The 22,644-nt window shown below is 48.0% G+C and carries 18 protein-coding genes; 10 read left to right on the forward strand and 8 right to left on the reverse strand.

Annotated elements, in window-relative coordinates; genetic code table 11:
* On the forward strand, window positions 1-3,207 hold a 3,207-nt coding region (locus VIM72_RS15045; RefSeq protein ID WP_332003646.1), incomplete at its 5' end, for an RHS repeat-associated core domain-containing protein.
* A 64-nt stretch (window positions 3,208-3,271) separates the two neighbouring features.
* Here VIM72_RS15045 and VIM72_RS15050 read toward each other — a convergent pair.
* The 5 genes from VIM72_RS15050 to VIM72_RS15070 form a co-directional block, all read right to left on the reverse strand.
* Window positions 3,272-4,213, reverse strand: a complete 942-nt coding sequence (locus tag VIM72_RS15050; RefSeq protein WP_332003647.1) for an endo-beta-N-acetylglucosaminidase H — start codon at window positions 4,211-4,213, stop codon at window positions 3,272-3,274.
* Window positions 4,214-4,373: 160 nt separating this feature from the next.
* Window positions 4,374-6,017 (reverse strand): RagB/SusD family nutrient uptake outer membrane protein, encoded by a 1,644-nt coding sequence (locus tag VIM72_RS15055; RefSeq protein ID WP_332003648.1) that lies wholly within the window; start codon window positions 6,015-6,017, stop codon window positions 4,374-4,376.
* Between the two features lie 24 nt (window positions 6,018-6,041).
* The gene (locus VIM72_RS15060) at window positions 6,042-9,332 is read right to left on the reverse strand and encodes a SusC/RagA family TonB-linked outer membrane protein (protein ID WP_332003649.1); all 3,291 of its coding nucleotides are present in this window, start codon (window positions 9,330-9,332) and stop codon (window positions 6,042-6,044) included.
* Between the two features lie 247 nt (window positions 9,333-9,579).
* Window positions 9,580-10,758, reverse strand: a complete 1,179-nt coding sequence (locus VIM72_RS15065) for a FecR family protein (protein WP_332003650.1) — start codon at window positions 10,756-10,758, stop codon at window positions 9,580-9,582.
* Between the two features lie 96 nt (window positions 10,759-10,854).
* Window positions 10,855-11,454: an RNA polymerase sigma factor gene (locus VIM72_RS15070; protein WP_332003651.1), complete on the reverse strand. Its 600-nt coding sequence runs from the start codon at window positions 11,452-11,454 to the stop codon at window positions 10,855-10,857.
* A gap of 236 nt (window positions 11,455-11,690) precedes the next feature.
* Here VIM72_RS15070 and VIM72_RS15075 point away from each other — a divergent pair, with 236 nt between their 5' ends.
* The 4 genes from VIM72_RS15075 (at window position 11,691) to VIM72_RS15090 (ending at window position 14,034) form a co-directional block, all read left to right on the forward strand.
* Complete coding sequence (locus VIM72_RS15075; protein WP_332003652.1) at window positions 11,691-12,182, forward strand: DUF4240 domain-containing protein; 492 nt, start codon at window positions 11,691-11,693, stop codon at window positions 12,180-12,182.
* A 21-nt stretch (window positions 12,183-12,203) separates the two neighbouring features.
* Window positions 12,204-12,716 carry a hypothetical protein gene (locus VIM72_RS15080; protein WP_332003653.1) on the forward strand — a complete coding sequence of 171 codons (513 nt, stop codon included), beginning with the start codon at window positions 12,204-12,206 and terminating at the stop codon, window positions 12,714-12,716.
* Between the two features lie 20 nt (window positions 12,717-12,736).
* Complete coding sequence (locus VIM72_RS15085) at window positions 12,737-13,102, forward strand: helix-turn-helix domain-containing protein (protein WP_332003654.1); 366 nt, start codon at window positions 12,737-12,739, stop codon at window positions 13,100-13,102.
* A gap of 227 nt (window positions 13,103-13,329) precedes the next feature.
* On the forward strand, window positions 13,330-14,034 hold the full coding sequence (locus VIM72_RS15090; protein WP_332003655.1) for a hypothetical protein: 705 nt from the start codon (window positions 13,330-13,332) through the stop codon (window positions 14,032-14,034).
* A 24-nt stretch (window positions 14,035-14,058) separates the two neighbouring features.
* Here VIM72_RS15090 and VIM72_RS15095 read toward each other — a convergent pair whose 3' ends face one another.
* The 3 genes from VIM72_RS15095 to VIM72_RS15105 form a co-directional block, all read right to left on the reverse strand.
* On the reverse strand, window positions 14,059-16,116 hold the full coding sequence (locus VIM72_RS15095) for a gamma-glutamyltransferase family protein (protein ID WP_332003656.1): 2,058 nt from the start codon (window positions 16,114-16,116) through the stop codon (window positions 14,059-14,061).
* 69 nt (window positions 16,117-16,185) lie between these two features.
* Window positions 16,186-16,689 carry a DinB family protein gene (locus tag VIM72_RS15100; RefSeq protein ID WP_332003657.1) on the reverse strand — a complete coding sequence of 168 codons (504 nt, stop codon included), beginning with the start codon at window positions 16,687-16,689 and terminating at the stop codon, window positions 16,186-16,188.
* Between the two features lie 9 nt (window positions 16,690-16,698).
* On the reverse strand, window positions 16,699-17,109 hold the full coding sequence (locus tag VIM72_RS15105; RefSeq protein WP_332003658.1) for a Dabb family protein: 411 nt from the start codon (window positions 17,107-17,109) through the stop codon (window positions 16,699-16,701).
* A gap of 272 nt (window positions 17,110-17,381) precedes the next feature.
* Here VIM72_RS15105 and VIM72_RS15110 point away from each other — a divergent pair, with 272 nt between their 5' ends.
* From VIM72_RS15110 to VIM72_RS15130, 5 genes are all read left to right on the forward strand, one after another.
* Window positions 17,382-18,893, forward strand: a complete 1,512-nt coding sequence (locus tag VIM72_RS15110; RefSeq protein ID WP_332003659.1) for a sensor histidine kinase — start codon at window positions 17,382-17,384, stop codon at window positions 18,891-18,893.
* A 4-nt stretch (window positions 18,894-18,897) separates the two neighbouring features.
* Entirely contained in the window at window positions 18,898-20,082 is a 1,185-nt protein-coding gene (locus VIM72_RS15115) for a DUF4407 domain-containing protein (RefSeq protein ID WP_332003660.1), read from the forward strand.
* A gap of 34 nt (window positions 20,083-20,116) precedes the next feature.
* Window positions 20,117-20,815, forward strand: coding sequence for a LytTR family DNA-binding domain-containing protein (locus VIM72_RS15120; RefSeq protein WP_332003661.1), 699 nt, complete (start codon window positions 20,117-20,119; stop codon window positions 20,813-20,815).
* A gap of 347 nt (window positions 20,816-21,162) precedes the next feature.
* The gene (locus VIM72_RS15125) at window positions 21,163-21,753 is read left to right on the forward strand and encodes a TetR/AcrR family transcriptional regulator (protein ID WP_332003662.1); all 591 of its coding nucleotides are present in this window, start codon (window positions 21,163-21,165) and stop codon (window positions 21,751-21,753) included.
* 37 nt (window positions 21,754-21,790) lie between these two features.
* On the forward strand, window positions 21,791-22,644 hold an 854-nt coding region (locus tag VIM72_RS15130), incomplete at its 3' end, for an alpha/beta hydrolase (protein WP_332003663.1).

Genomic DNA, 22,644 nt, shown 5'->3' on the forward strand with positions numbered 1-22,644 from the left:
ACCACTTACAACACCGCACCGGATTATGCCCAACCCATGACGCAAAGCATCATGACGGCCGGCCGGCAAACCGGTAGCAAGGTTAAGATCATAGGCGGCACAGGTACGCAATACGAATACACGGTGAATTTCTACGATGCCCGCGGCAATAATATCCAGGTGCAACGTATCAATACAACCGGCGGCACCGATATTGCCACCAGGCAATACAACTGGGAAGGAAAAGTAGTAGGGGACCTGGCCACACAAAACAAAGCAGGCACCAACCCGCAAACGCATCTGCTCTTCTCCAAAAATACCTACGACGCAAACGGCAGGCTGCTCACCATTACAAAGAAAATCACCACAGGCGGCATCACAGTCAATTCCACCATCGTAGCCAATACCTATAATGAACTGGGCATGCTTAAAAAGAAACAGCTGGCGCCGGCATATAATGCCAACGCCGGGCTGGAAAGCATGAACTACGATTATAACATCCGCGGATGGCTGCTGGGCGCTAACAGAACCTACCTGTCCAATACCAGCCAGAATTACTTTGGCTTCGAAGTAGGGTATGATAAAACAACGTCCGTAGCAGCAGGCAGTTCCTATGCCAATCCAAGATATAACGGCAACTATGGCGGCGTGACCTGGAAAAGCAAGGGGGATGGCATCAACAGGAAAATGGAGTTCACCTATGACAACGGCGACAGGCTGCTGACAGCGCCTTTCCTGCAAAATTCCAGCGCCAGCACCTGGGATAAAAGTTATATCGACTTCTCCGTTAACAACACAGCGTATGATGTAAACGGTAATATCACCGCGCTCAATAGAAGCGGGTTCCAGCTGGGAGGCTCCGCTACGATCGATAATCTCACCTATACTTACCAGAACGGCAATGTGAGCAACAAGCTGCAGAACGTAATGGATAACGCCAATAACGCGCAAACAACGCTGGGCGATTTTCATTACCCCACCGGAAAAACTGCCGCACAGATCGATTATACCTACGACGCCAATGGTAACGCAATAACGGATTATAACAGGGGCATTACCAGCAACATCAGTTATAATACGTTGGACCTGCCGCAAACGTTCAGCATCGGTACCAAAGGAACTATACAGTATCAGTATAATGCGCTGGGAGATAAGGTACAGAAAACCACTACGGAAAATAATGTCAGTATCAAATACAACAACGTCAGCTATGCTACCAACGTTACCAGTACCACGAAGTACATCAATGGATTTACATATGGTTCCGTAGCTTACAGCAATGCGTCACTGGCGCCTTTGCAGTATACGGATAAACTGCTGTTCATATCGCAGGAAGAAGGCCGTATCAGGCCCGTTTATAATAACGCAGCTGCCCCCACCACTATCACAGGGTATGTGTTTGATTACTTCCTGAGAGATCAGCAGGGAAATACCCGTATGGTATTATCCGACGAACAGCAAACAGATATCTACCCGGCCGCTACACTGGAAAATGCTACCTACAACGGCGGCACTGCACAGGCTTTTGAAAGCCAGTTCTACGACATCAAACCGGCAAATATAAAATCGGCTACCACGCTGCCCTGGCTGGCCAGCGCTTCCGGTGGCACTTACCAGAACCAGAATAATAATGGTAATCCGTCTAACAGCGTAAACCCTTACAGCAATGTGACGGCCAACAGTGATAAGCTGTACTTGCTCAACGGGCAAACAGGTGATAAAACCGGTTTAGGCATCACTATTAAAGTAATGGCGGGGGATAAGATCTCCATACTGTGCAACAGTGTCTGGCATAGTACCGGCGCAGCGCCCACTTCCTATCCCATCACTTCCACGCTGGCATCTTTCGTAAATGCATTTGCCGGAACGGCTGTAGTTACTTCCAGTTTGCACGGTGTTTCTACAGATCTCAACAGTGTAAGCGCCACTACGGTGCCATTGAACACCATGCTGGGAAGCACGCCTAATCAACCCAATCCAACAGTAGCGCCTAAAGCGGCGGTTAACTGGATCCTGTTCGATAACCAGTTCAGGCCTGTTTCCAACGGAACAGACCTGGTAAGCAACCTGCCGGATGTAGTGAAGAAGCATTCTTCACTCAGCCAGCCAATGGCAAAGAGTGGATACCTGTATATTTATTGCAGCAATGAAAGTAACCTGGATGTATACTTCGATAATCTCCAGGTAGTAAATACAAGAGGCCCGCTGCTGGAAGAAACCCATTATTATCCTGATGGATTAACAATGGCTGGCATCAGCGACCGGGCATGGAACAAATTGCCCAACCGCTATGCGTACCAGGGTAAAGAGTTACAGGCCGGTGAGTTCAGTGATAACTCCGGGCTGGAAATGTATGATTTCGGTGCAAGGTTCTACGATCCGCAACTGGGCGTATGGCATAGCCCCGATGCAGTGGAACAATACGGTAGCCCGTATATGGCCATGGGAAATAATCCTGCCATGTTTGTAGATCCTGATGGAGATGATCCGCTTACCGTGATTGCAGTGATTGCATTCGCTGCAATATCTTCCGGTTTGCAGAAAGGGATGGCTTATGATATGGCAGGCAAGAATTTCTGGGATGGTATGTGGCGCGGGGCCATCATAGGCGCTGCCACAGCAGCCCTCACCTTTGTGCCGGGAGGTGGCACCTTTGCGGCGCAGGTAGCCATAGGAACAGCCAAAGGCGCGGTAATGGGAGCTATTAACGGAAGCCTCGACGGCTCGCCGGATACCTGGAAGAGCGTGTGGAAAGGTATTAAAACCGGTGCATTGAATGGGGCTATATCTTCCACCGCATCGGCATCGCTGGAATCTTTCAAGAACTGGAAAGCGGGCTATGGATGGGGCACCGACGCCGGAAGAATGAACCATATGATCAAAGACTATAAACAGGCAGTGGGCGACCCGGCAAAAATTGCAGCAGGTAATAAACTGGCAGAATATTCAGCAGATAAACTGAAGATAGGAAAACCGGATGTAGGTTTCTCATTGAACCAGAGCGAAGCGGTTACTAAGAATGTGAAAGCAAGAACCATTACACTTGGACCGGATGCATTCAAATATCACGGCTCTTATCTGAGGCAAACACTGAAAACAGCGTATAAAGAATTTATGAAAGAATTTAAAGCAGGTACCCGGTCTATAATCGGGCAGATGGTACTGGACAATATATGGGACCATCGTGGAACCTATGTAGGGCTGTACTATTCCATGTGGAAGAAATGATCACCAGGTGTATTTAGTGAGAAGAAGGGGGCCGTTTTTTTTAAACGGCTCCCTTTCTTTTTTATCAGGGTGTATAAGTAACATTACTGTTGTAAAGGATACTTGAAACACCAGAGAAATAAACATGTTTATCTGTGCCGGTGAGGTTGTACCACAGGTAAACGCCGTAGCCGTTGTTCTTCGTTTGTGTGGCCAGCGAGTTGGCAGTGCTCTGGCTGGTGGCCTGGATATCTACTGCTGCGGGTCCTAACTGCGCCTTTGTAAGGCCGGCTACATTAGGCACGGAGTAACTGCCGTAAATAGCGTTCCAGCTGTAGTTAACAAAGTCGCCCACTTTTTTACCACCCCATGATAACCGGGAAGCCGCCGGGCCATAGTAATAGAAGGAGATGATTTTGGTGGGCATCAGTTTGCGCAGTTCATCCACCAACATTACGAAGGAGCTGTCGTTCGGCTGCGTAGTGCCATTGTTGCCATATTCAGCATACTCATCATCAAAATCAATTCCATCTAAACCATAGTAGCTAACCGTATCGCTGAGCTGTTGTGCAAACGCGCGTGCAGCGGTTCTGCTGGTAAAGTTGCAGAAGCCTGCACCCTGGTGATTACCGAGGATAGAGAGCAATACTTTCATCCCTTTGTTTTGCAGGGGCACAATTTGCGTGGCCCTGTTGGTCAGCACATTGGATACATTGGGGTTGTTGTACAGTACGGCTTTCTGTGTACTGGTGTTGTAGTTGATATTGGCCGCGAAAATAATGGCAATATCAAACAGCTGCTGCCCACCGGTGGTTAACGTGTATTTGCCGGTATTCAGTAAACTATTGCTGTTTACTTCCACATAGCAAACGGAAATACCTCCGGCTTTGGTAACAGTTTCTACATGTGCGCCGGCAGTGTGGTTACTGCTGCTCTTGGCGTTTTCCTTTTTACACGCGGTGAAGAAAAAGGCGGCGCAGGCCGTTCCTGCGGCCAATAGCCGTAGGGAATGAAATTGTTTTTTCATACTGGAATGAATGTTTAAATGATTAGGAAATCCGGGTTCAAATTTTGGTTACGGGTTTTCCGGTCTGGTGGTTCTTATAACAAACGTATGCTCAGGTTAACTTTGAATATTGATAGCTATGGCTGCCGGCAAATGACCGGCAGCCATATAGGAAGATTTTTTATTTATCCGCATCCCACCAGAGACGGGTACCACCATTGTCACCGCCGGTGCCCAATAGTTTTACCGCATCTGCTACCGTAGCAGGATTGGTATTATACTCGTTTTGTGGGAATGGCAGCCTGCGGATCTGTACATCTGTTGAGATAGTATTACCGCTTCTGTTATTCACTACAGGGAACAATTTCGGATAACCGGTACGACGGAATTCTGTCCACGCCTCTTGTCCCTCGGGGAACATTGCGATCCATTTCTGAGTGATGATGCGCTCCATTTTATCCTTATCAGTGGCGCTTTCATTCCACTTAATAGTAATGGTAGATGGCTTGCCATTTGAGTTATTAGCAGGATTCTTAGGATCTGTGTAGGCATCAGGAGTACTTTTATCGTCTGCCAGGTAGCCTGGGGCACTTACCTGCCATTGTGCCATGGAAGTGGTAATACCTTGTTCGTATAGTTGTTGCACACTTCCACCTGCATTGCTCCAACCACGGAAGGCTGCTTCTGCGCGCAGGAAATATACTTCCGCAGCAGTCATTACCTGAATAGGCGTTTTCAGTGTAAACGCAGGAGAGGCGCCATCATCTGTATTCAGGGAAGAATAGGTCTGGTACTTGGATTTATCTACCTGGCTGCCAATGCGGATGCCTTTATATTCTCCTTTCAGTCCTGTGGCCGGATCAGTGGCTTTATCCATATACCTTGAAATCCTTGGATCTTTATAACCCGTCAGGTAACATTGAATGGCAGCACCGATGCGAATGTCTGCCCAGTTCTTCGCAATAAAAACAAGCGGGTTGGTAAAGTCACCGGTTACTTTTACCGTCATATTATCCGCATTGTCTGTAATCACGCCGCCATTGGCCGGATTCAGGGCTTTTTCCGCTTCCGCTTTTGCTGTGGCTAAATCAGCTTTTACAATATGCATCGCCAGGCGTAAACGCAGGGAATTGGCAAAGCGCAACCACTGCGTGAAGTTGCCGTTATACACCACATCGAAAGTGGAGAAGTCAAATGGAAGCGCAGCACCGCCGCTGATCTGTGCACGCAAACTTGCGGCAGCATTGTCCAGCTGTGCAAAAAATTGCTTATACACATCCTGCTGGCTGTCGTAAGGAACGGTAGATAATCCCTCACCCACACGGCTATACGGAATTGGGCCGTAGATATCCGTTACACGGCTCATGGCGGTAACCTGTACTATCTGCGCCACAGCCCATACTGCAGGGAAATTTTTATCTATCCCGCCTTTCTTCAGCTTATCTACAGACGACATTACATTCAGGTAACCTACTTTATATGCTTCTCCGTTCCAGCCTGGTACCAGGCCATAATTCGTATTATTGGAACTGCTGAATGGGTTGGGCGTCATAAAGTATCCGGAAAAGCAATCTGCATTCAGGTTCTGTTGTACCTGGTAAGAGTTGGGATCGCCCCCGCCGGAAAAATTGAGGATAGACATCTCCGCAGTTTTCAGGAAGCCCAGCGAATTAAAATCCGGCCCAAGCTGGCCATCGGTTACGCCGGTATTATCCGTATTATAACGCTCAAAGTTTTTTGTACAGGCACTCATCCCGGTTACCAGGGCAGCGGTAGCTACCAGCAAACCTGATCTGTAACGCTTCATTTTATTATACAGTTTCATTGTTTTCAGTTTTTCGGTAAATGATTAGAAAGTGGCATTTACAGTAACGCCATAGCTGCGGCTGGCAGGCAGCATAAATACATCCACGCCGCCAAGCCCGTTGGCGGTAGACATGGTTTGCTCCGGATCAAACGGTGCTTTTTTAGAGAAGTAGAACAGGTTACGGCCGTTGGCAGATACCTTCAGTGCTTTCACCGCGTTGCCCTTCAATGGAATGGTATAACCCAGTGATGCTTCTCTTAACCTTACCGTAGTAGCACTGTACATATATTCACTTGAAGCGCCGGTTCTGCCACCTACTACGTTGTACCATTTTTCAGCATCTACCGTAGTAACCGGCTGCCCGTTTTCATCTACGCCATTTACTTTTACGCCACCTGCATCACGGGCTGCACCGGAAACAGCAGAAACGCCGTAACCATCCATCATCGACTGCGTTACAGACATTACCTGCCCGCCAAATTTGCCGTCTATCAGGAATGATAAAGTGAAGTTGTTATAAGCAAAGCTGTTGTTCCAGCCTAACTGCCATTTGGTATTGGCGTTGCCCAGGTACTGCATCTGGCCGCCGGCGAGGGAAGGAGCGCCATCTTTATCAATTATCACACGGCCCTGCGCATCACGGTTTAACACCGTACCGTAAATGTCGCCAAAAGAACCACCCACTTTAAACTGGGAAGCATAGTTGGCGCCACTGCCTTCACCGGTCAGACTGAAACGGTCAACAAATGGCGACAGTGATACGATCCTGTTGTCGTTTACTGCATAGTTGATCGCAGTATTCCATTTCAGTTTGGTATCGCGCAATACATCATATCGTATCATCGCTTCCACGCCCTGGTTCTGGATATCACCGGCGTTAATAAAGTAGGTATTAGCCAAAGTAGCATTAGGCGCCGCAATTTCCATCGTCTGGTTAGTAGTATTTGTTTTATAGTAAGTGAGGTCCACGCTTAAACGGCTGTCGAAAAAGCGCCATTCCGTACCTAATTCCAGCGATTTGGTTTTTTCCGGCTTCAGGTTGGTAAAGGGGACCTGGGTCCTCACCGAAAAGCTACCACCGGTGATCAGTGTATTATCTGGTGTATTACTCTGGTAAGCCAAAGGCGAATTACCCACAATCGCATAAGATCCACGGATCTTACCATACGTGATCGCTTTAGGCATTTTCAGCAGCTGGCTCAGGATCACATTTAAACCGGCAGACGGATAGAAGTAAGATAGCTGGTTGGTAAACGCCAGGTTGGAAGCCCAGTCGTTCCGTGCTGTCAGATCCAGGTATACCCAATCTTTATAGGAGATATTCACACTTCCGAAAACAGATTGCCACTGGCTGTGTTTCTCCTGTAAAGTACCGGAGTTACGGGCATTCAGCGTTTTCATGTTTTGTATAGTGAATATATTAGGAAGCCATAAGCCTTCCTGTCCGGCTACCAGGTAATCACCCTGTGTTTTCACATCGCGGATACTGCCACCCACCAAACCGGTGAAGTGAAAGTCGTTGGCCGGGATGTTAAAGTTGGCGATCAGGTCGCCGTATTGCTGGGTAGTGGTATTATTGTTATAGTTGTATCCCCCGTTCTTGGATGCCAGCGTAGTCTGCGTACCTGCGTATATTTTTTGTTCATATACATCGCTGATCCGGTCAATGCTTCCTCTTCCCTGTACATTCAGCCAGCTGTTGATATCGTACTTCAGGCTGGCATTAGCCAGGATCCTGTTCCTGTTAAGAGTGTTGGTATTGCGGTTGAGGATCCACCAGGGATTTTGCTGTACATCTTCTGAAAATGGCCAGTTCTGTACCATCAGGTTGTTCCGGGCAGGATCAGGCACTTCATAGTTATCTCTGTACGGGCCGATATCCACTCCGCGGGGAAACAGGTATAAGCCGGTAAGCGGGTTGAAGTAAAAACCAGATAAAGGAGTATTGTTAATTTTCTGGGTCATGTAATTCACATCTGCGGAAGCAGTGAGTTTATCATTCAGAAAATGTCCTGTTTCTTTAAAGCTCAGGTTATGACGGCCCAGTTTATTGCCCGCTTCCAAACCCCTTGCGGAGGTGTTGGCATAGGAGAAATAGGTTTGGGCTTTTTCAGAGCCACCGGCCAGGCTGATGGCATTGGTGAAATTATTCCCGTTCTGGAAAAAATCAGACACATTATCCGCCGCACCATTGATTTTACTGCCCCAGCTCTTGGTGGTATTATTGGGATCCTGGCCATAGTTGTTCTGGAACTTAGGCTTGTAAGCCGCCTGGCTCATGGTGAAACCAGACGATACATTAATCACCGTACGACCAGCCTTACCGCTTTTAGTAGTAACGATGATCACGCCATTCGCGCCCTGGCTGCCGTAAAGTGCGGCGGCAGATGCACCTTTCAACACGGAAATGCTTTCAATGTCTTCCGGGTTGAGGTTGGAGATAGGATCACCACCATCGTAGGAACCACTGCCACCGTAAATACTACCGGGTTGGGTGGTGATGGTATTATTCATAGGGACGCCGTCAATTACATACAATGCCTGGTTACTTCCCAATCCTGATTTGCTTCCGCGCAGGATCACCTTAGCGGAACCACCCACGCCGGAAGCGCTGGAGGAAATAGTTAAACCTGCTACTTTACCATTCAGGGTATTTACCAGGTTGGGGTCTTTTGCTTTTGTAAGCTCCAGTCCATCCAGTTGCTGGGTAGAGTAGGTGATGGATTTCTCGGATCTTTTAATACCAAGGGCGGTTACCACTACGGCGCCCAGCTGGCTGTCCTGGACGGCCAGGGTTACCTGGATGTTGGGATCGTTACCCACGGTTACCTGTTTGGTTTCGTAGCCGATAATGCTGATGATCAGCACATCGCCGGGATTGGCTGACAACGTAAAGGTACCCTGTACATTGGTAACAGTTCCTTTGCTGGTACCTTTTACCTGGATGGAAGCGCCTACAAGAGGTAAACCCTTAGCGTCAGTCACCTTGCCCTGTATATCAATAGCGGCGATGGCTGCTTCGGCAGGCGCTGCTGCTTTGGCTTTCGGGCTGATAACAATCGTTTTGTCTACGATATTATAATTAAACAATTTGTTATTCAGGCAGGCATTCAGCACCTCTGCGAGGGAAGCCTGGTTCATATTCAGGTTTACCGGGGGTGCTTTCTCCAGTAATTTTTCGTCGTAAACGAATTCATAACCTGTTTGGCGGCTGATGCTGTTGAAAACATCGTACAGGGGAAGACGTTTCCCTTTGATGGTAACAGACTGGGAGAATGTTTTGGCGCTCAGATTAAGGGTGAATACCAGCGTGAGTATTGCAGTTAATCGCATAATCAACAGTAATTTTCTTTGCATACGTCCTCCTTTCCCGGGGACTTTGCAGGTACCAAGTAGTTCCATACTTTTGTGTTGTTGGCTTAATAATTCAATTTTCTAATCGATTCAGGGAGTTGGATTGCCTTCTATAGCCGGGAGCATTGCAGTGCTTCCGGTTTTTTTGCAACCGGCAGTGGAATTAGTTACGTTTTCATAACCTACATAAAATTTAAAATGATCAATTCATAAGTGGACAAATAGCTTACTGCTGCGGGTTGTACGGTGTTACCACTACCCGGTTGTCGTTAATATCAAAGTGAACCAGTTTTGTTGCCGATAGAATCTTTAATAAAGAAGCTGCATTTTCTCTCCGGGAAATAATCCCTGTTAAACGTATATCCGACAGATCGCCCTCATAGGCTACCTCTATATTGTACCACCTGGCCATCTGGCGCATGATGGTTTGTATGCTGGTATTGCGGAACCTGAATTTGCCGTCTTTCCAGGCCAACGCCTGTTCCAGGTCTGCTTTTTCAATAGTGAACGCGTCGTTGCCCGCACTCAGGCTGCCGCCAAAACCCGGCTGCAGCATGCTTTTGCTGCTGCCATGCACCAATTGAACAGCGCCGGTTTCCAGGGTAGTGGTAATGGCCTGCTCATCGGTATAGGCCATGATATTGAAACTGGTGCCCAGCACATTTACTTCCATGCCGGGGTTACCTTTTACTTTTACTTTAAAAGGCTGTTGTGCATTGGCCGCTACCTGGAAATAGCCTTCACCGGAAATCTCCACCAACCGTTCTTTCCCGTTGAACGCAGTAGGGAAGCGGATACTGCTGGCTGCATTCAGCCATACCCGGGTGCCATCTGCCAGCGTAAGCTGGTATTGGCCGCCACGGGGCGTTGCTACCGTGTTGTATACAATATCCCTGGCAGCGCCATCTGCCTTATAGGCGAGGCCCTGTGCCGAATTGGTGATGCTGCTGTTGCCTTGCCTGGCCAATGCGCCGGTGTTGGCGCTGTCCAGCGGAATAGTGCTGCCATCTGCCAGTACCAGCACTGCAGTGTTGGTGCCGGGAGCCAGGGGATTGGCTTTATGGGTCGCTGCTAATACCGGCTGTTGCTGCCGGTTCATATAGAGAACGCCGGTAACCAGGGTAGCTCCCAGTAAGGTAGCTGCCGCAGCATACCACACTATCCGGCGGGTTTTGCCGCCTGTTACGGGAGTGGGCGTCTGCAGGATCTGCTCTAAAATGGCTTCACCATCTTCCGGCGTCCAGCCGCTTTGCGGCGTTCGACTGTTGTACAGGGCCGACAGGATATCTGCTTTGATTTCCGGCTCGTAATCCTCGCCGGCAACCATCTCTTTTAAGCGCAGCAGTTCTTCCTGGCTGATCTGGCCACTCTTATATTTATCAAGTAATAACTGTACTTCCGTCATGAATATTATCAGCGTTTTGGAAGGTGATTTGGGGTAAAGACGAGCAACCGGCAAAAAAGGAGTATCCGGAATAAAAATTTTTTTCGGGGAGCGCAATTATTTCCGGAGAAGGAGTAAAAACAGCAGGAAGGGAACAATATCATTTTGCAAACGGGCCTTTACAAAAGCCCGCACCGCGTGCATGGCAAGGCTCATCTGCTTTTTAACCGTGTGCACAGAAATATTCAGCTGTTGGGAGATTTCTTCATTACTCCAGCCCTGTTTGCGGGCCAGGTACACTTTTTTCCGTTCCGGGGGAAGGCCGGACACTGCTTTATCCAGTATAGCGTCGTATTCCCGCTGTAAAAGCAGGTGGTCCGTATCATTTTGTGCCTCCGGCTGGTTTTTGAGAAGTAAATCATGGGCCTTTAGCCGCACTACCTGTTTTTTAAAACCATCGTAAATATGATTCCGGGTGAGGATAAACAGGTAATCCCTGAATTGTTTTACGTGCTGCATATCGGCTTTTTTCAGCCATACCTTCATAAATACTTCCTGCACAATTTCCCGGGCCAGACCGCTGTCTCTCAGGTAAAGCATGGCCACATCATACACCTGCCCGCTATAATGCCTGAACAGGATGGTATATGCGTCTCCGTCACCCATGGCAACCTTTTGCAGCAAATCGCGTTCATCAGTCAAGGAAATGTCTGGCAAAGCTGGAAGTTTAGTACCCTCACTAAAACAATAACAGGGTAAATTTAGGGGACCCGGAATTAATAATAAAATAATTTATGCAGGAAGGAAGTTTTGATGAGGGGAGAGAAGAAACAAAATTATTGCGTATTTTCAGGGCATGCCGGTGCACCATCCGTTGATTTCACTACGCATTTACACTGCGTTTCCGGGTTATATCTTACACCTGATTCTTAATGATCATTAACTCATACCTTATGAATGAATTTAAATTCTGGCAGATTATTGAAGAAGCATGGGCTGCATCACCAGCCTTACTGGAAATGCGCAATACGGCATTGAAAACCAACGATGCCATATTGATCGAAGACCTGACCGGTGAAGTGTACGGCACCATTACCAATAATATCCGGGATATTCTTTTGCAACTAGATAAGAAGGAGCTGACAGGATTTAATCATATCATGGAAGAAAAATTATTTCAGATCGACCGGGAAGATATTCACGCCTACACAGACGGATCAGACGATGGTTTCCTTTACTGCCGCTGTTTTATAGTAGGAATGGGAAAACATTATTATGAGATGATCAGCGAAAATCCCTCCAAAGCTACCTGCGATGCAGAAGCAGAAATTGTAGGTTTTATCGGGTATATGGTGTACCATGAATTATTTGGAGTGGAATTTGAAAGGTATACAACACATAATATAGAAACCTGCTCCAATACCAGTGCATGGAGTAAAACTTAGTTTTAAATAACATATCCTGTTATGAATGGAAAAACCTGCAATATAAATATACATCGTGCGCATGCACGTGCTGTTGCCCTTATAGCGGAAGAATTCTTCTGGAACCCAACCGATCAACTCGCACCTTTCGGATCAGATGAAGGAGATACAGGCCTGATCCTGTTCCGGGAATGGCGCCGGCAACACCCTGTTACACCCACCATTGAATATTTGAAAAAGACCATCGAATCAGTGGGAGAAATGAAGCTGGAAGATTACAATGAAACGTTGCTGGACAGGGACCTGATCATACAAATGAAAGAAGATCCGGCATTTGATGATTACCGGTTTATTTTTACATTAGATGTTTTATTGATTGCTGCGGGATTCGGACAACTGGCGGATGAAGGCGTTATTGAAGCCGCCAATAAACCGGTGATCAATACCGCCCTGGAACGGCAGATTGCCTGGGCCCGGCTAACAGAAAGCTGCTCCTACGCAGAGCAGCATATTGGCTACCTGAACATCCTGAAACAGGTATTGGAAGAAGCCTAGCAGTATTACATATATCATTTATGATCAAACTCAACGATAAAATATATACCTGCCCGGTAGATGTAACACTCGGATTTATTGGTGGTAAATGGAAACTGTTGATCCTGTTCCAGCTGCATTATTTTGCAAAAAGAAGCTATGCCGAAATCAGGGATAACCTGCCAGGTGTTTCAGAAAAAATGCTCAGTCAGCAACTGAAAGAACTGGAGCGCGATAAACTGGTCGAAAAAAATATCCTCTCCGCAAAGCCATATCGCGTGGAATACTTTTTAACAGCAGAAGGCAAATCACTCAGCCCCCTTTATGAATTCGCCAGTGAATGGGGGATTGCCTATCTCAAAAAACATGACATCGATTATATACAGGACCAGCATCTTTACAAATAATAAAATAAACGCTATTTTAGATAACTCCCGTAGGCTGATATTTCCCCTTGAAAAAATATCAATCGCATTTCCATCCCCGTATCAAGTCCACCTTTTTTGCACGCTCCTTATAGCATATCATCAGCATATGCCTGGCCTCAGCTATATAGTTCACAGATCTCCAAACTGGGTGAACCCGCTTAATTACTGCATTTGTTTCCTTATCTTAAGAAAACAAATGTTACGTTATGAAAAAACTACTCCTGTTATTTACGTTATGCTGCTCCTGCCTGGGTATTCTCCGGGCGGAAGACTCACCGATCGGCGCCTGGAAATCCACTTCGGGAGAGGTGACCAGTGTGTTGCTCATCACCCCCACCTGGTTTACAGTTACGGACTACGATAGTCAGCGCTTCATCAGTTCATACGGCGGTTCATGGAAACAGAACGGCGATACACAGGTGGATGTAACCATTCATTTCAATACCGCCAATGCATCGCAGGTAGGACAAAATACCACGGTGCCGGTAGGCATGGAAAACGGACACCTGATCACCAGCAGCCCCGGTGGCGGAAAACAGGAATGGACCCGTATTGATGATGGAAGCGGTCCCCTGGCCGGCAGCTGGCAAATTACTTCCCGGGAAAGGGACGGAAAAATGACGCCTATCCCCAATGGAGCCAGGCGCACTATGAAGATCCTTACCGGTACCCGCTTTCAATGGGTAGCCATTAACCAGGAAACAGGGGAGTTTTTTGGCTCCGGCGGTGGAACCTATACTTTTGAAAATGGTACCTACACAGAAAAAATTGAGTTCTTTTCACGCGATAGCTCCCGCGTAGGCGCATCATTGTCTTTCAAAGGCAGTGTAAATGGCAACAACTGGGATCATAGCGGCAAAAGCTCGAAGGGAGATCCCATTCATGAAATATGGACCAGGGAATCAAACTGACTTACCGGGAAGTGTATAAATCCGTTACCACGCTATGCCATAATCCTCGCCATGATTACTGCTGCCACCCCATAAACTGCCATGCGCACGATCTATGTAAATGGCGTTTATGGGGCCGCTGGTACGCTCCCCGAAGGTGAGATGGTAACCCATTTGTTCCAACGCTTTGCGTGTTTGCTCTGAGGTGTTATTATTAAGCAGGATGCTTCCGGGACGGGGCTCCCGGTCCCGGATGGTAGTACCGCCTAAAGACAACCACAACTGGTTGGTATTAATATTCGCCGCTTCGGAAGCCTGCTGTACTGTCATGCCAAATTCCACCACATTCAGGAAAAACTGCAGCAGGTTCTGATCCTGTGTATCGCCGCCCTGTACGCCAAAAGCGAGGAAAGGTTTGCCATCTTTCAAAGCCATGGAAGGCGTTAGCGTTACCCTGGGGCGTTTGCCGGGAGCAATCACATTAAAAGGACATATGGCAGAATCCAGCACAAAACTCTGTGCGCGCTGGCTCATACCAATACCTGTTTTGCCGGCAATACAGGCGGGAAGCCAACCTCCGCTGGGCGTAACAGATACTACCCATCCATCTTTATCTGCCGCTTCCACACTGGTGGTGCCTCGCCACAGCCGGTCCATATAGGCGCTGTCAGGGGTATTGGCGGCATATGCGGGAATTGCATTGCTGTCTGCGTTAACCGCATATAACCGGTTGGCATCGTTGCCCGGCAACATGGAGTTAGTGATAAACAGCTGCTTTGCATTGCCCTGCGCGGGCATTGTGTTGTTAGCGTATGCCTGTTTTGCATTGCCCTGTGGCAACACCATTGCAGCATCATGTTTAGGTACAAAGCCACCTGGCTTGCGGCCACTGGTGGTATCCTGCAATAATTTCCGTTCCTGCAGCAGGTGCAGGTAAGGATTGGTTTTGCCCATGAACGGATACGGATCACCCGGGCCCGCTGAGGCATCATTCTGTGTAAGATTGATCTGCTTTGCCCTGGCCTTTGCATATTCTTTACTCAGCAATCCTTTAATAGCAGGATTGGTATTGAACGCAGGATCGCCATAATAAAAATCACGGTCCGCGAAAGTAAGGTTCATGGTTTGATATAAGGTATGGATATATCCGGTAGAATTATATCCCATTGATTTCAGGTCGAAATTCTCCAGGATATTCAGGCTTTGCAACAACATGGGGCCTTGTGTCCACTCCTGCAGTTTATATACTTCTATGCCTTTGTAATTAATATGCAGGGGTTCTTCCTCCACCGGTTTCCAGCGGGCCAGATCTTCCATAGTGATCAAACCGCCCTGTTCCTGGCAGCCACGTACAAATTCCCTGGCGATATCTCCTTTGTAGAACCGGTCGTATGCCGCCATGATGGCTTCTTTCCGGCTTTTGTGCTTACGCAGCGCCTCCTGTTCGGCTTCCACCATTTTTGTGAGGGTCGCCAGCAGGTCTTTCTGCACAAAAATTTCCCCGGCCTCCGGGGCTTCTCTTTTTTCCCCTGGATGTGTAAGAAAAACAGCTTTACTGTATGGCCACTGGTTAATATACTTTTTCCCGCGCTCAATACTGTTCGCGGTTTGAGCTTCTATGGGGTAGCCTGCCGCCATTTCCATGGCAGGGGCCAGCACCTGTTTTAAGCTCATGGTGCCGTATTCCGCCAGCATGTAACACAAGCCCCCGGCGGTTCCCGGCGTTACGGCTGCCAATGGGCCATATTCAGGCGGGAAGTCATAACCCTTTCCTTTATAGAATGCCGGTGTGGCGCCTGTGGGAGCAACCCCCAATGCATTGATGGCGATTACTTTCCCGGTTTTAGGATTGTAGATCAGCGCCTGTGTTTCCCCGCCCCAGCTCAGCACATCCCACATGGTACAGGTAGCGGCCAGCATGGCGCAGGCGGCGTCCACGGCATTACCGTGCTGCTGGAAGATCATGGCGCCGGCGGTGGCGGCCAGTGGTTTGCCGGTTACGGCCATCCAGTTCTTACCATGTAAAGGCGGTTTCTGTGTTTGCTGTGCCTGCATGCCGGTATAACAACCCAACACGAGGGAAAGGAAGAGGAAGCGTTTCATCGGGCTAATTTATAGGTTTACGGATTAAAAAAATCCGGATTTACATGAAGGGTAAAGGCCCTGTTATTTTCAGGAGGCCTGTTGAGCCAGTAGTACTTTAGTGGTCACCAGCAGTTGTCCCGTATGCCGCATGGTATGTTCTGCTGCATGGAATAATAATCCCAGTACAGTAGACGGAAGTTGTTTACGGCCCACACCCCGGAAATCCGTAAGGGTGTTTTCCCGGGTAACAGACAATTGCATCAGCGCCTGGTGTACCTGTGCATCAAAATGATCCAGCAATTGATGGAGCGTAGCGGTTGGCTGGCCTTCGCCCGCCAGGGCGGCGAACTGCTGCTCGCTGAGTTGCTCTGCCCTGGCGTAGGTAAACAGCCGGTCCAGCACACCGGTTACGTGCTGAAGATGATATCCCGGTGATGCCAGTCCTGCCGGCTTCTCCCATAGCAATGCCTCTGGGAAATCCTGCAGCTGGTTGTTGATCTCCAGGTTGGCCTGCAATAAAGCATGCGCCACGGGTTGCAGTAATGCCGGTATGTTTTCTACCGGCCCGCTCATCCAGTATTCGGTAGCCATGATATCTTTTTATACTTCTACGGCATCATAAACGATCACTTTCTCCCAGAGGTGGCTGCAGTTTTTAATAAACTCCAGGTGTATGGGATGGGTCTGATAGGTAGCCTGTCCGGCCAGATCACTGAAAAAGATCAGTTCCGAAACGCCCCAGCTGTTATCTACTACATCGCGTTTTTCGGTACTCGCTACTACGCCTACACGCAGATCACGAACGGTTTCTATTTTAGCCAGGGTTTTTACGCCTGCTATCAGCTTATCGCGGTCTTCTTTGGAATCAGGGTTCTTCAACCAGAAGAATACGTGATGCACAATCGGGTATTTCTTTTCCATATTTGTTGAGGGGATTGCTGCGGCAGCGGCAGTACCGGCGGCAAGCGCTGCTGCGGTTCCTAAAAATTTACGTCTGTTGGAAGTGCTCATATTAGGCGTGTTGAGGCGATGAAAATAATAAACATTGTCGATTTATTATAATTATCCCTGTCAGACCGACACTAATACTCCTGGCTTTATACCGCTTTCAGAGATGGATAATTCCGGCCCGGGCTTCCTGATACGGAGCGTTACGAAAATCATCCCGGCCGCCGGTTATTTTCTCTCAAACCCGATTTCATACCGTATTACACCACTTTCATCCCATTTTGCCCTTGCTGCATGTCAACAATTGCTATTATTGCCATAAATACATCAACCTTATGAATCAATTTAAGAAAATTGAATTCGGCATCGTGACGGCCATTTTCGTGTTGCTGATGTTTTCGATCCTTTATCCCAGCATTATTTATAATGTATTTGAGCTGCAGCGTATTTATGGAGATAAATTCGCCAGGTACCACCAGGTGTTCGATTATTATATCCATTTCCTCCTGCCTTCCATGGGCCGGGTAATGCTGGTGTACGTCACCTTCCTGCTGGTGAACTTCGTGATTGTGCCGGAGTTCCTGGAGAAGGGGAAATGGGTGGGAGGAGTGTTGTTGCTGCTGCCCGCAGGGTTGTTTTATTTTGCCATGATGATGGTAGCCAACTCCTGGTATAATGGTTACCTGTTTGGGGTGTATGATACCATAAGGGGAGCGCATATGTATTTTGCGAAAACGGCTTTTATCACTACTGTTTTTTCGGGCGTGCTGTATGTGGCTTATTATTATATCCGGAAAACCCTGGTAAACATACTGTATCCGCGGATTGCGGCTGATGCGGTTTTCAGGCAGATATTCACTGAAATCTGCTGGGCGGCCGGCGTATTTGTAGTGTTGTTTTGCCTCTCCTTTTCCGATTCAAGGGATATGGCATTGATGATCTTCTTCTTTGGCCCTTCACAGATCGCGGTGTTCTTTATTCTCCGTTACAGGGTATTCCCTGCCTTTGAAGACGGCCACAAGAACAGGGGGCTGCTGATCCGGGATCTTATTTTTACCATCGTGGCCAGTAACGTGCTGATGGGACTGATATGCCGCGCACTGGTGCACCGTAATGGCGGCTGGTTCGCAGCGCTTACTTTTGTGGGTATGGGCGTTTCTATAGGAATTGTGCTGCCTGTTTGCTGGTTGTTGTTTAAGAGTCGCCAGAAACAGGTGAATACCGTGGTTACCTTGAAAAAAGCATTGGGGCATTCCGCCGCTAATCTCGATTTTCTCCGTTCCCAGATCAATCCGCACTTTTTATTTAATGCACTGAACACGCTGTATGGTACCGCCTTGCAGGAAGAAGCCGCCCGTACCAGTGAAGGCATCCAGAAACTGGGCGATATGATGCGGTTTATGCTACATGATAACCACCTGGAAAAAATTCCACTTGATAAGGAAGTGGCTTACCTGCAGAATTATATCGCGCTGCAACGCCTGCGCGTCTTATCTTCCCCGGATATCCTGATAGAAGTGAATATAGATGAAAGTCAATGCCAGCATGAGATTGCACCAATGTTGCTGATCCCTTTCGTGGAAAATGCGTTTAAACATGGTATCAGCCTGAGGCATCGTTCCCGTATCGTGATTTCCCTTAGCTGTACGCCGGAACAGGTCTTCTTCGATGTGTACAACAGCGTGCATCCCCGCCCTGAAAATGACCCGGAAAGAGAAGGGATGGGAATTGGTTTGAATAATGTAAAAGAAAGACTAAATTTATTGTATCCTCACCGGCACGAGCTGAGTATCCGTCAAACGGCTACTGAATTTTTTATCCATCTGACTATTGATGTTAATAAGTAAGTAAATGAAAAAAGAAGAAGAAGTGGTACAGGGCCCTGATGGGATGACACGCTTTTTATGGTGGCTGGCGGCCGCTGATGCAGACGTATTGCAGGAATGTAAAACAGAGAAAGAGCGCTACCGCATCATTGGCGTTTCTGTATTGGTTACCTGGATGTTTGCTACCTTGTCGTGGGGCTATTTCTTTTCCACTATCGTGAACGATGATATGATAGTAGCCGGACTGGCGCTGTTTTTCGGTTTCGCTATTTTGTCGGTAGACCGTACCCTTATCGCAGCGATGTCGCGCACCAACGGCGGTATAAAAGTAATGCCCGTTATTTTTCGTTTAGTCCTGGCCGTTACTATAGGTTTATTTATTTCCCAGCCTGTGGTATTAATGTTATTTAAGAAAGATATTGATACACAGCTTGAACTGGGAAAACAGGCAAAGCTCGATGCTTACCGGGCGCAACTGGTGAAGCTCAACGCCGGCCAGATGGCCACGCTGCAGCAATCCCTTGATCAGGGAAAACAGCAGCTGGCGCAGAAAACGGCGGAAATGAAAGTGTATAAGGATGGTTATATCAAAGAAACCGATGGCACCGGCGGTTCCGGCAGGATAGGAGAGTCGGACATTGCCCGGGTGAAGAAATCGGCTTATCTCAAATCGGAAGAGGAGTTGCAGGCCATGCAAAGGGCCTGGGAACCGCAGCAGCAACAGCTGCAGGCGCAGATAGCACGCATGCATACGGTAGATAGCCTCAAGGAAGCCGTATACGTTAGTACGCTTACCAATGGCTTCCTGGCCCAGATCGAAGCCCTGAATGAGCTTACCGAAACACATCCACCGGTAAAACAACGGTACCGCCTTATTGTATTTATCATCACGCTCATTGAAGTAATGCCCTTGCTCAGTAAAATATTGATGCCCAAAGGAGAGTACGATGAAAAGTTGGCGGCAGCTACTGCGCAGGGAGTAACTTCGGCTCAATTGCAAACAGATACCGGCAGAGAGCTGATGGAACATTACCAGGCTGCCGCACTGGCGGCCGACAAAGAAACGGTGGACCATCTTTTTGAATCTACCCGCGACCTGCGCCGGGAACAGGCCGAAGCCCTCGTAAAAGAGTGGAAGAACCGGGAAAACGGCCAGTACCAAAACCTCTGGCAACAAGCCAGGAGATTGTTGCTTGGCAAAATCAGTTAGATCCCTGTATTGCTTACAACTAAAATAGCCAAAAATGACTGCTATTGCGATAGATGATGAACCGGTGGCGCTGGCTGTTATCAAAAATCACGCTGCCAGGGTGCCCTTCCTGGAAATGAAAGGTTTTTTTACCAATGCTTTTGAAGCGATCGATTTTCTCAGCAAAGAAAAGATAGACCTGTTGTTCCTGGATATTAAAATGCCGGATATCTCCGGGCTGGATTTCTTGTCCAGCCTGCCTCATCCTCCTATGACCGTTTTTACCACCGCCTACTCCGAACATGCGGTGAAAAGCTTTGAGCTCGACGCGATCGATTATCTGCTCAAACCCTTTTCCCTTATACGTTTCATGAAGGCGTGCAATAAGGCTAACAACCTGTTGCAACTCAGGCAACAAAATGGAGTTCCCGTTGCCAAAGAACAACCCGAATATATTTTCGTAAAAAGCGGGTATGAGCAATTCCGTATTGTATTGGATGATATTCTTTACCTGGAAAGCGCCGGAAACTACGTCAACTTTATTCTTACTGACCGTAAGCTCATTTCCCGCCTTTCCATGCAGGAGGCGGTAGACCTGCTGCCCATCGGCTCTTTCACCCGTGTGCACCGTTCTTATATTGTAGCCAATAACAAAATTGAGCGTGCTGACCGCAATTCCCTTTACATTAAAAACATTCCCATTCCCATTGGCGCCGCTTACGCCCCGGCGATTGAACGCCTTCTCAATTTCTGATGTGGATTTTGTCTGATGCGGATTTTGTCTGACTCAGGATTATGATGATTATGCTGATTAATTTTTTCTGATTTTATTTTTGTGAAGGTCGTTTTATAGATGTCTTATTTATCCAGGAACTGTATTAAAGAAAGAATCGATGTCTGGCTTCTTTCTTTCATTAATACAGTTCCCGGAAAAAGAAATCAGGTATAATCAAAAAATAAAACACAAACAAACAACATCAAAAAAGTAAATCAGGGTAATCAGCATAATCATCATAATCCTGAGTCAGACAAAATCCGCGTCAGACAACCCCGCGAGAAATATTTGTTAAAATGGACCGATTGGTCTAACTTGTTCTCCGTATGGGGAAAGCAGAAAAAACGCGCCAGTTTATTATAGAAAAAGCCGCTCCTATTTTCAACAGGAAAGGAGTTGCGGGAACCTCTATCAGCGACATCCTGCAGGCCACAAAACTGGCCAAAGGGGGCGTGTACGGGAATTTTGCCTCCAAAGAGGAAATAGTAATGGAAGTGTTCGATTATATCGCAGAAGAGGAAAAGCTGAACCTGCGGCAGGTAACAGCTACAGCCAATACTTCCGCCGGTAAGTTTGAAGCATTGTTCCAATATTACAGCCGCTTCCCCACGGAACAGAAAGTTGCCGGTGGCTGCCCTATGCTCAACTTCGGCGTAGAGGCAGACGATACCAACCCTGAGCTGAAAAGAAAAGTGAGCGAACTGGTGCTCTATTACCAGTCACGTATCGCTAAAATGGTGCAGTACGGAAAGGAGCACGGCGAATTTAAACAGGACTGGGACGAGCGCAAATTCGCTATCCGGATGTTTACCATGCTGGAAGGCGCTATACTCGTGAGCGCTGTGCTCGGGCATAATAAACAAATGCTTGTAGTATTGGATGCACTAAGAGAGGAAATCAGGGCGCATAGCCGCTGACTTTTTTTATTTTCAAAAATAAACCAATCGGTCTAAAATGCAACACCAGGTTTTACCATTGTCATTGCGGATGACAGGCGCGATTTTATCCGCCATGAGCCGCCCGTTCCCGGTTACCACGGCAAAGCTGTTTTACCGGTTGTATTGTACACCTCCTGCGCTGAAGCTCCGGCCGGTACACCAGCAGTTCCGCGATCAGGCCCTCATACAGCATCTGCAGGTAACCAGTTACCCATTTGATGATACACCATTGAAAATAACTACCTACCGCTGGGGCGCCGCCGGCCCCAAAGTATTATTGCTGCATGGCTGGGGAGGAAGCCCGCTCCACTTTAAGCAACTCATTACTTCGCTGGTGGCGCAGGGTTACCAGGTGGTAGCTTACGATGCACCAGCGCATGGCCTCTCCGGAGGTAAACGCACTAACCTGGTGCAGTGGATGCATGTACTGGAACAGGTAATGCAGCAGGAAGGTCCGCTGCATGCGATTGTTGGTCATTCATTCGGGGGCCTCAATGCAGCGCTTACGCTTGCCCGCAAAGAGGTGCATGTGCCACGCCTGCTGATGCTCAGCACTGCGCTCAGCGCCCCTGTATTCTTCGATGAAGCGCTCCGTCTTTTCCGTATCCACCCTGTGGTAATGCCAGTGCTGCAGCAGCTGATCCGCCAACAGTTAAAAGAAGATCTCACTGATATGGACCTGCACCGCTATATCAACAATATCAAAGCAGATAAGATCTGGATGGCTTACGATACCACGGATACACTGGCCAAAGCCACGGAAATAGATGATTACCTGCAGCAGTACCCGGCCATACAATCGCTCCGTATTACGGGCGACGGCCATTTCCGTATCATGCGGCACGAAGCAGTGGTACAGGAAATCCTCAC

Origin of the sequence: Chitinophaga sp. (assembly GCF_036569185.1) — a bacterium.
Lineage (GTDB): Bacteria > Bacteroidota > Bacteroidia > Chitinophagales > Chitinophagaceae > Chitinophaga.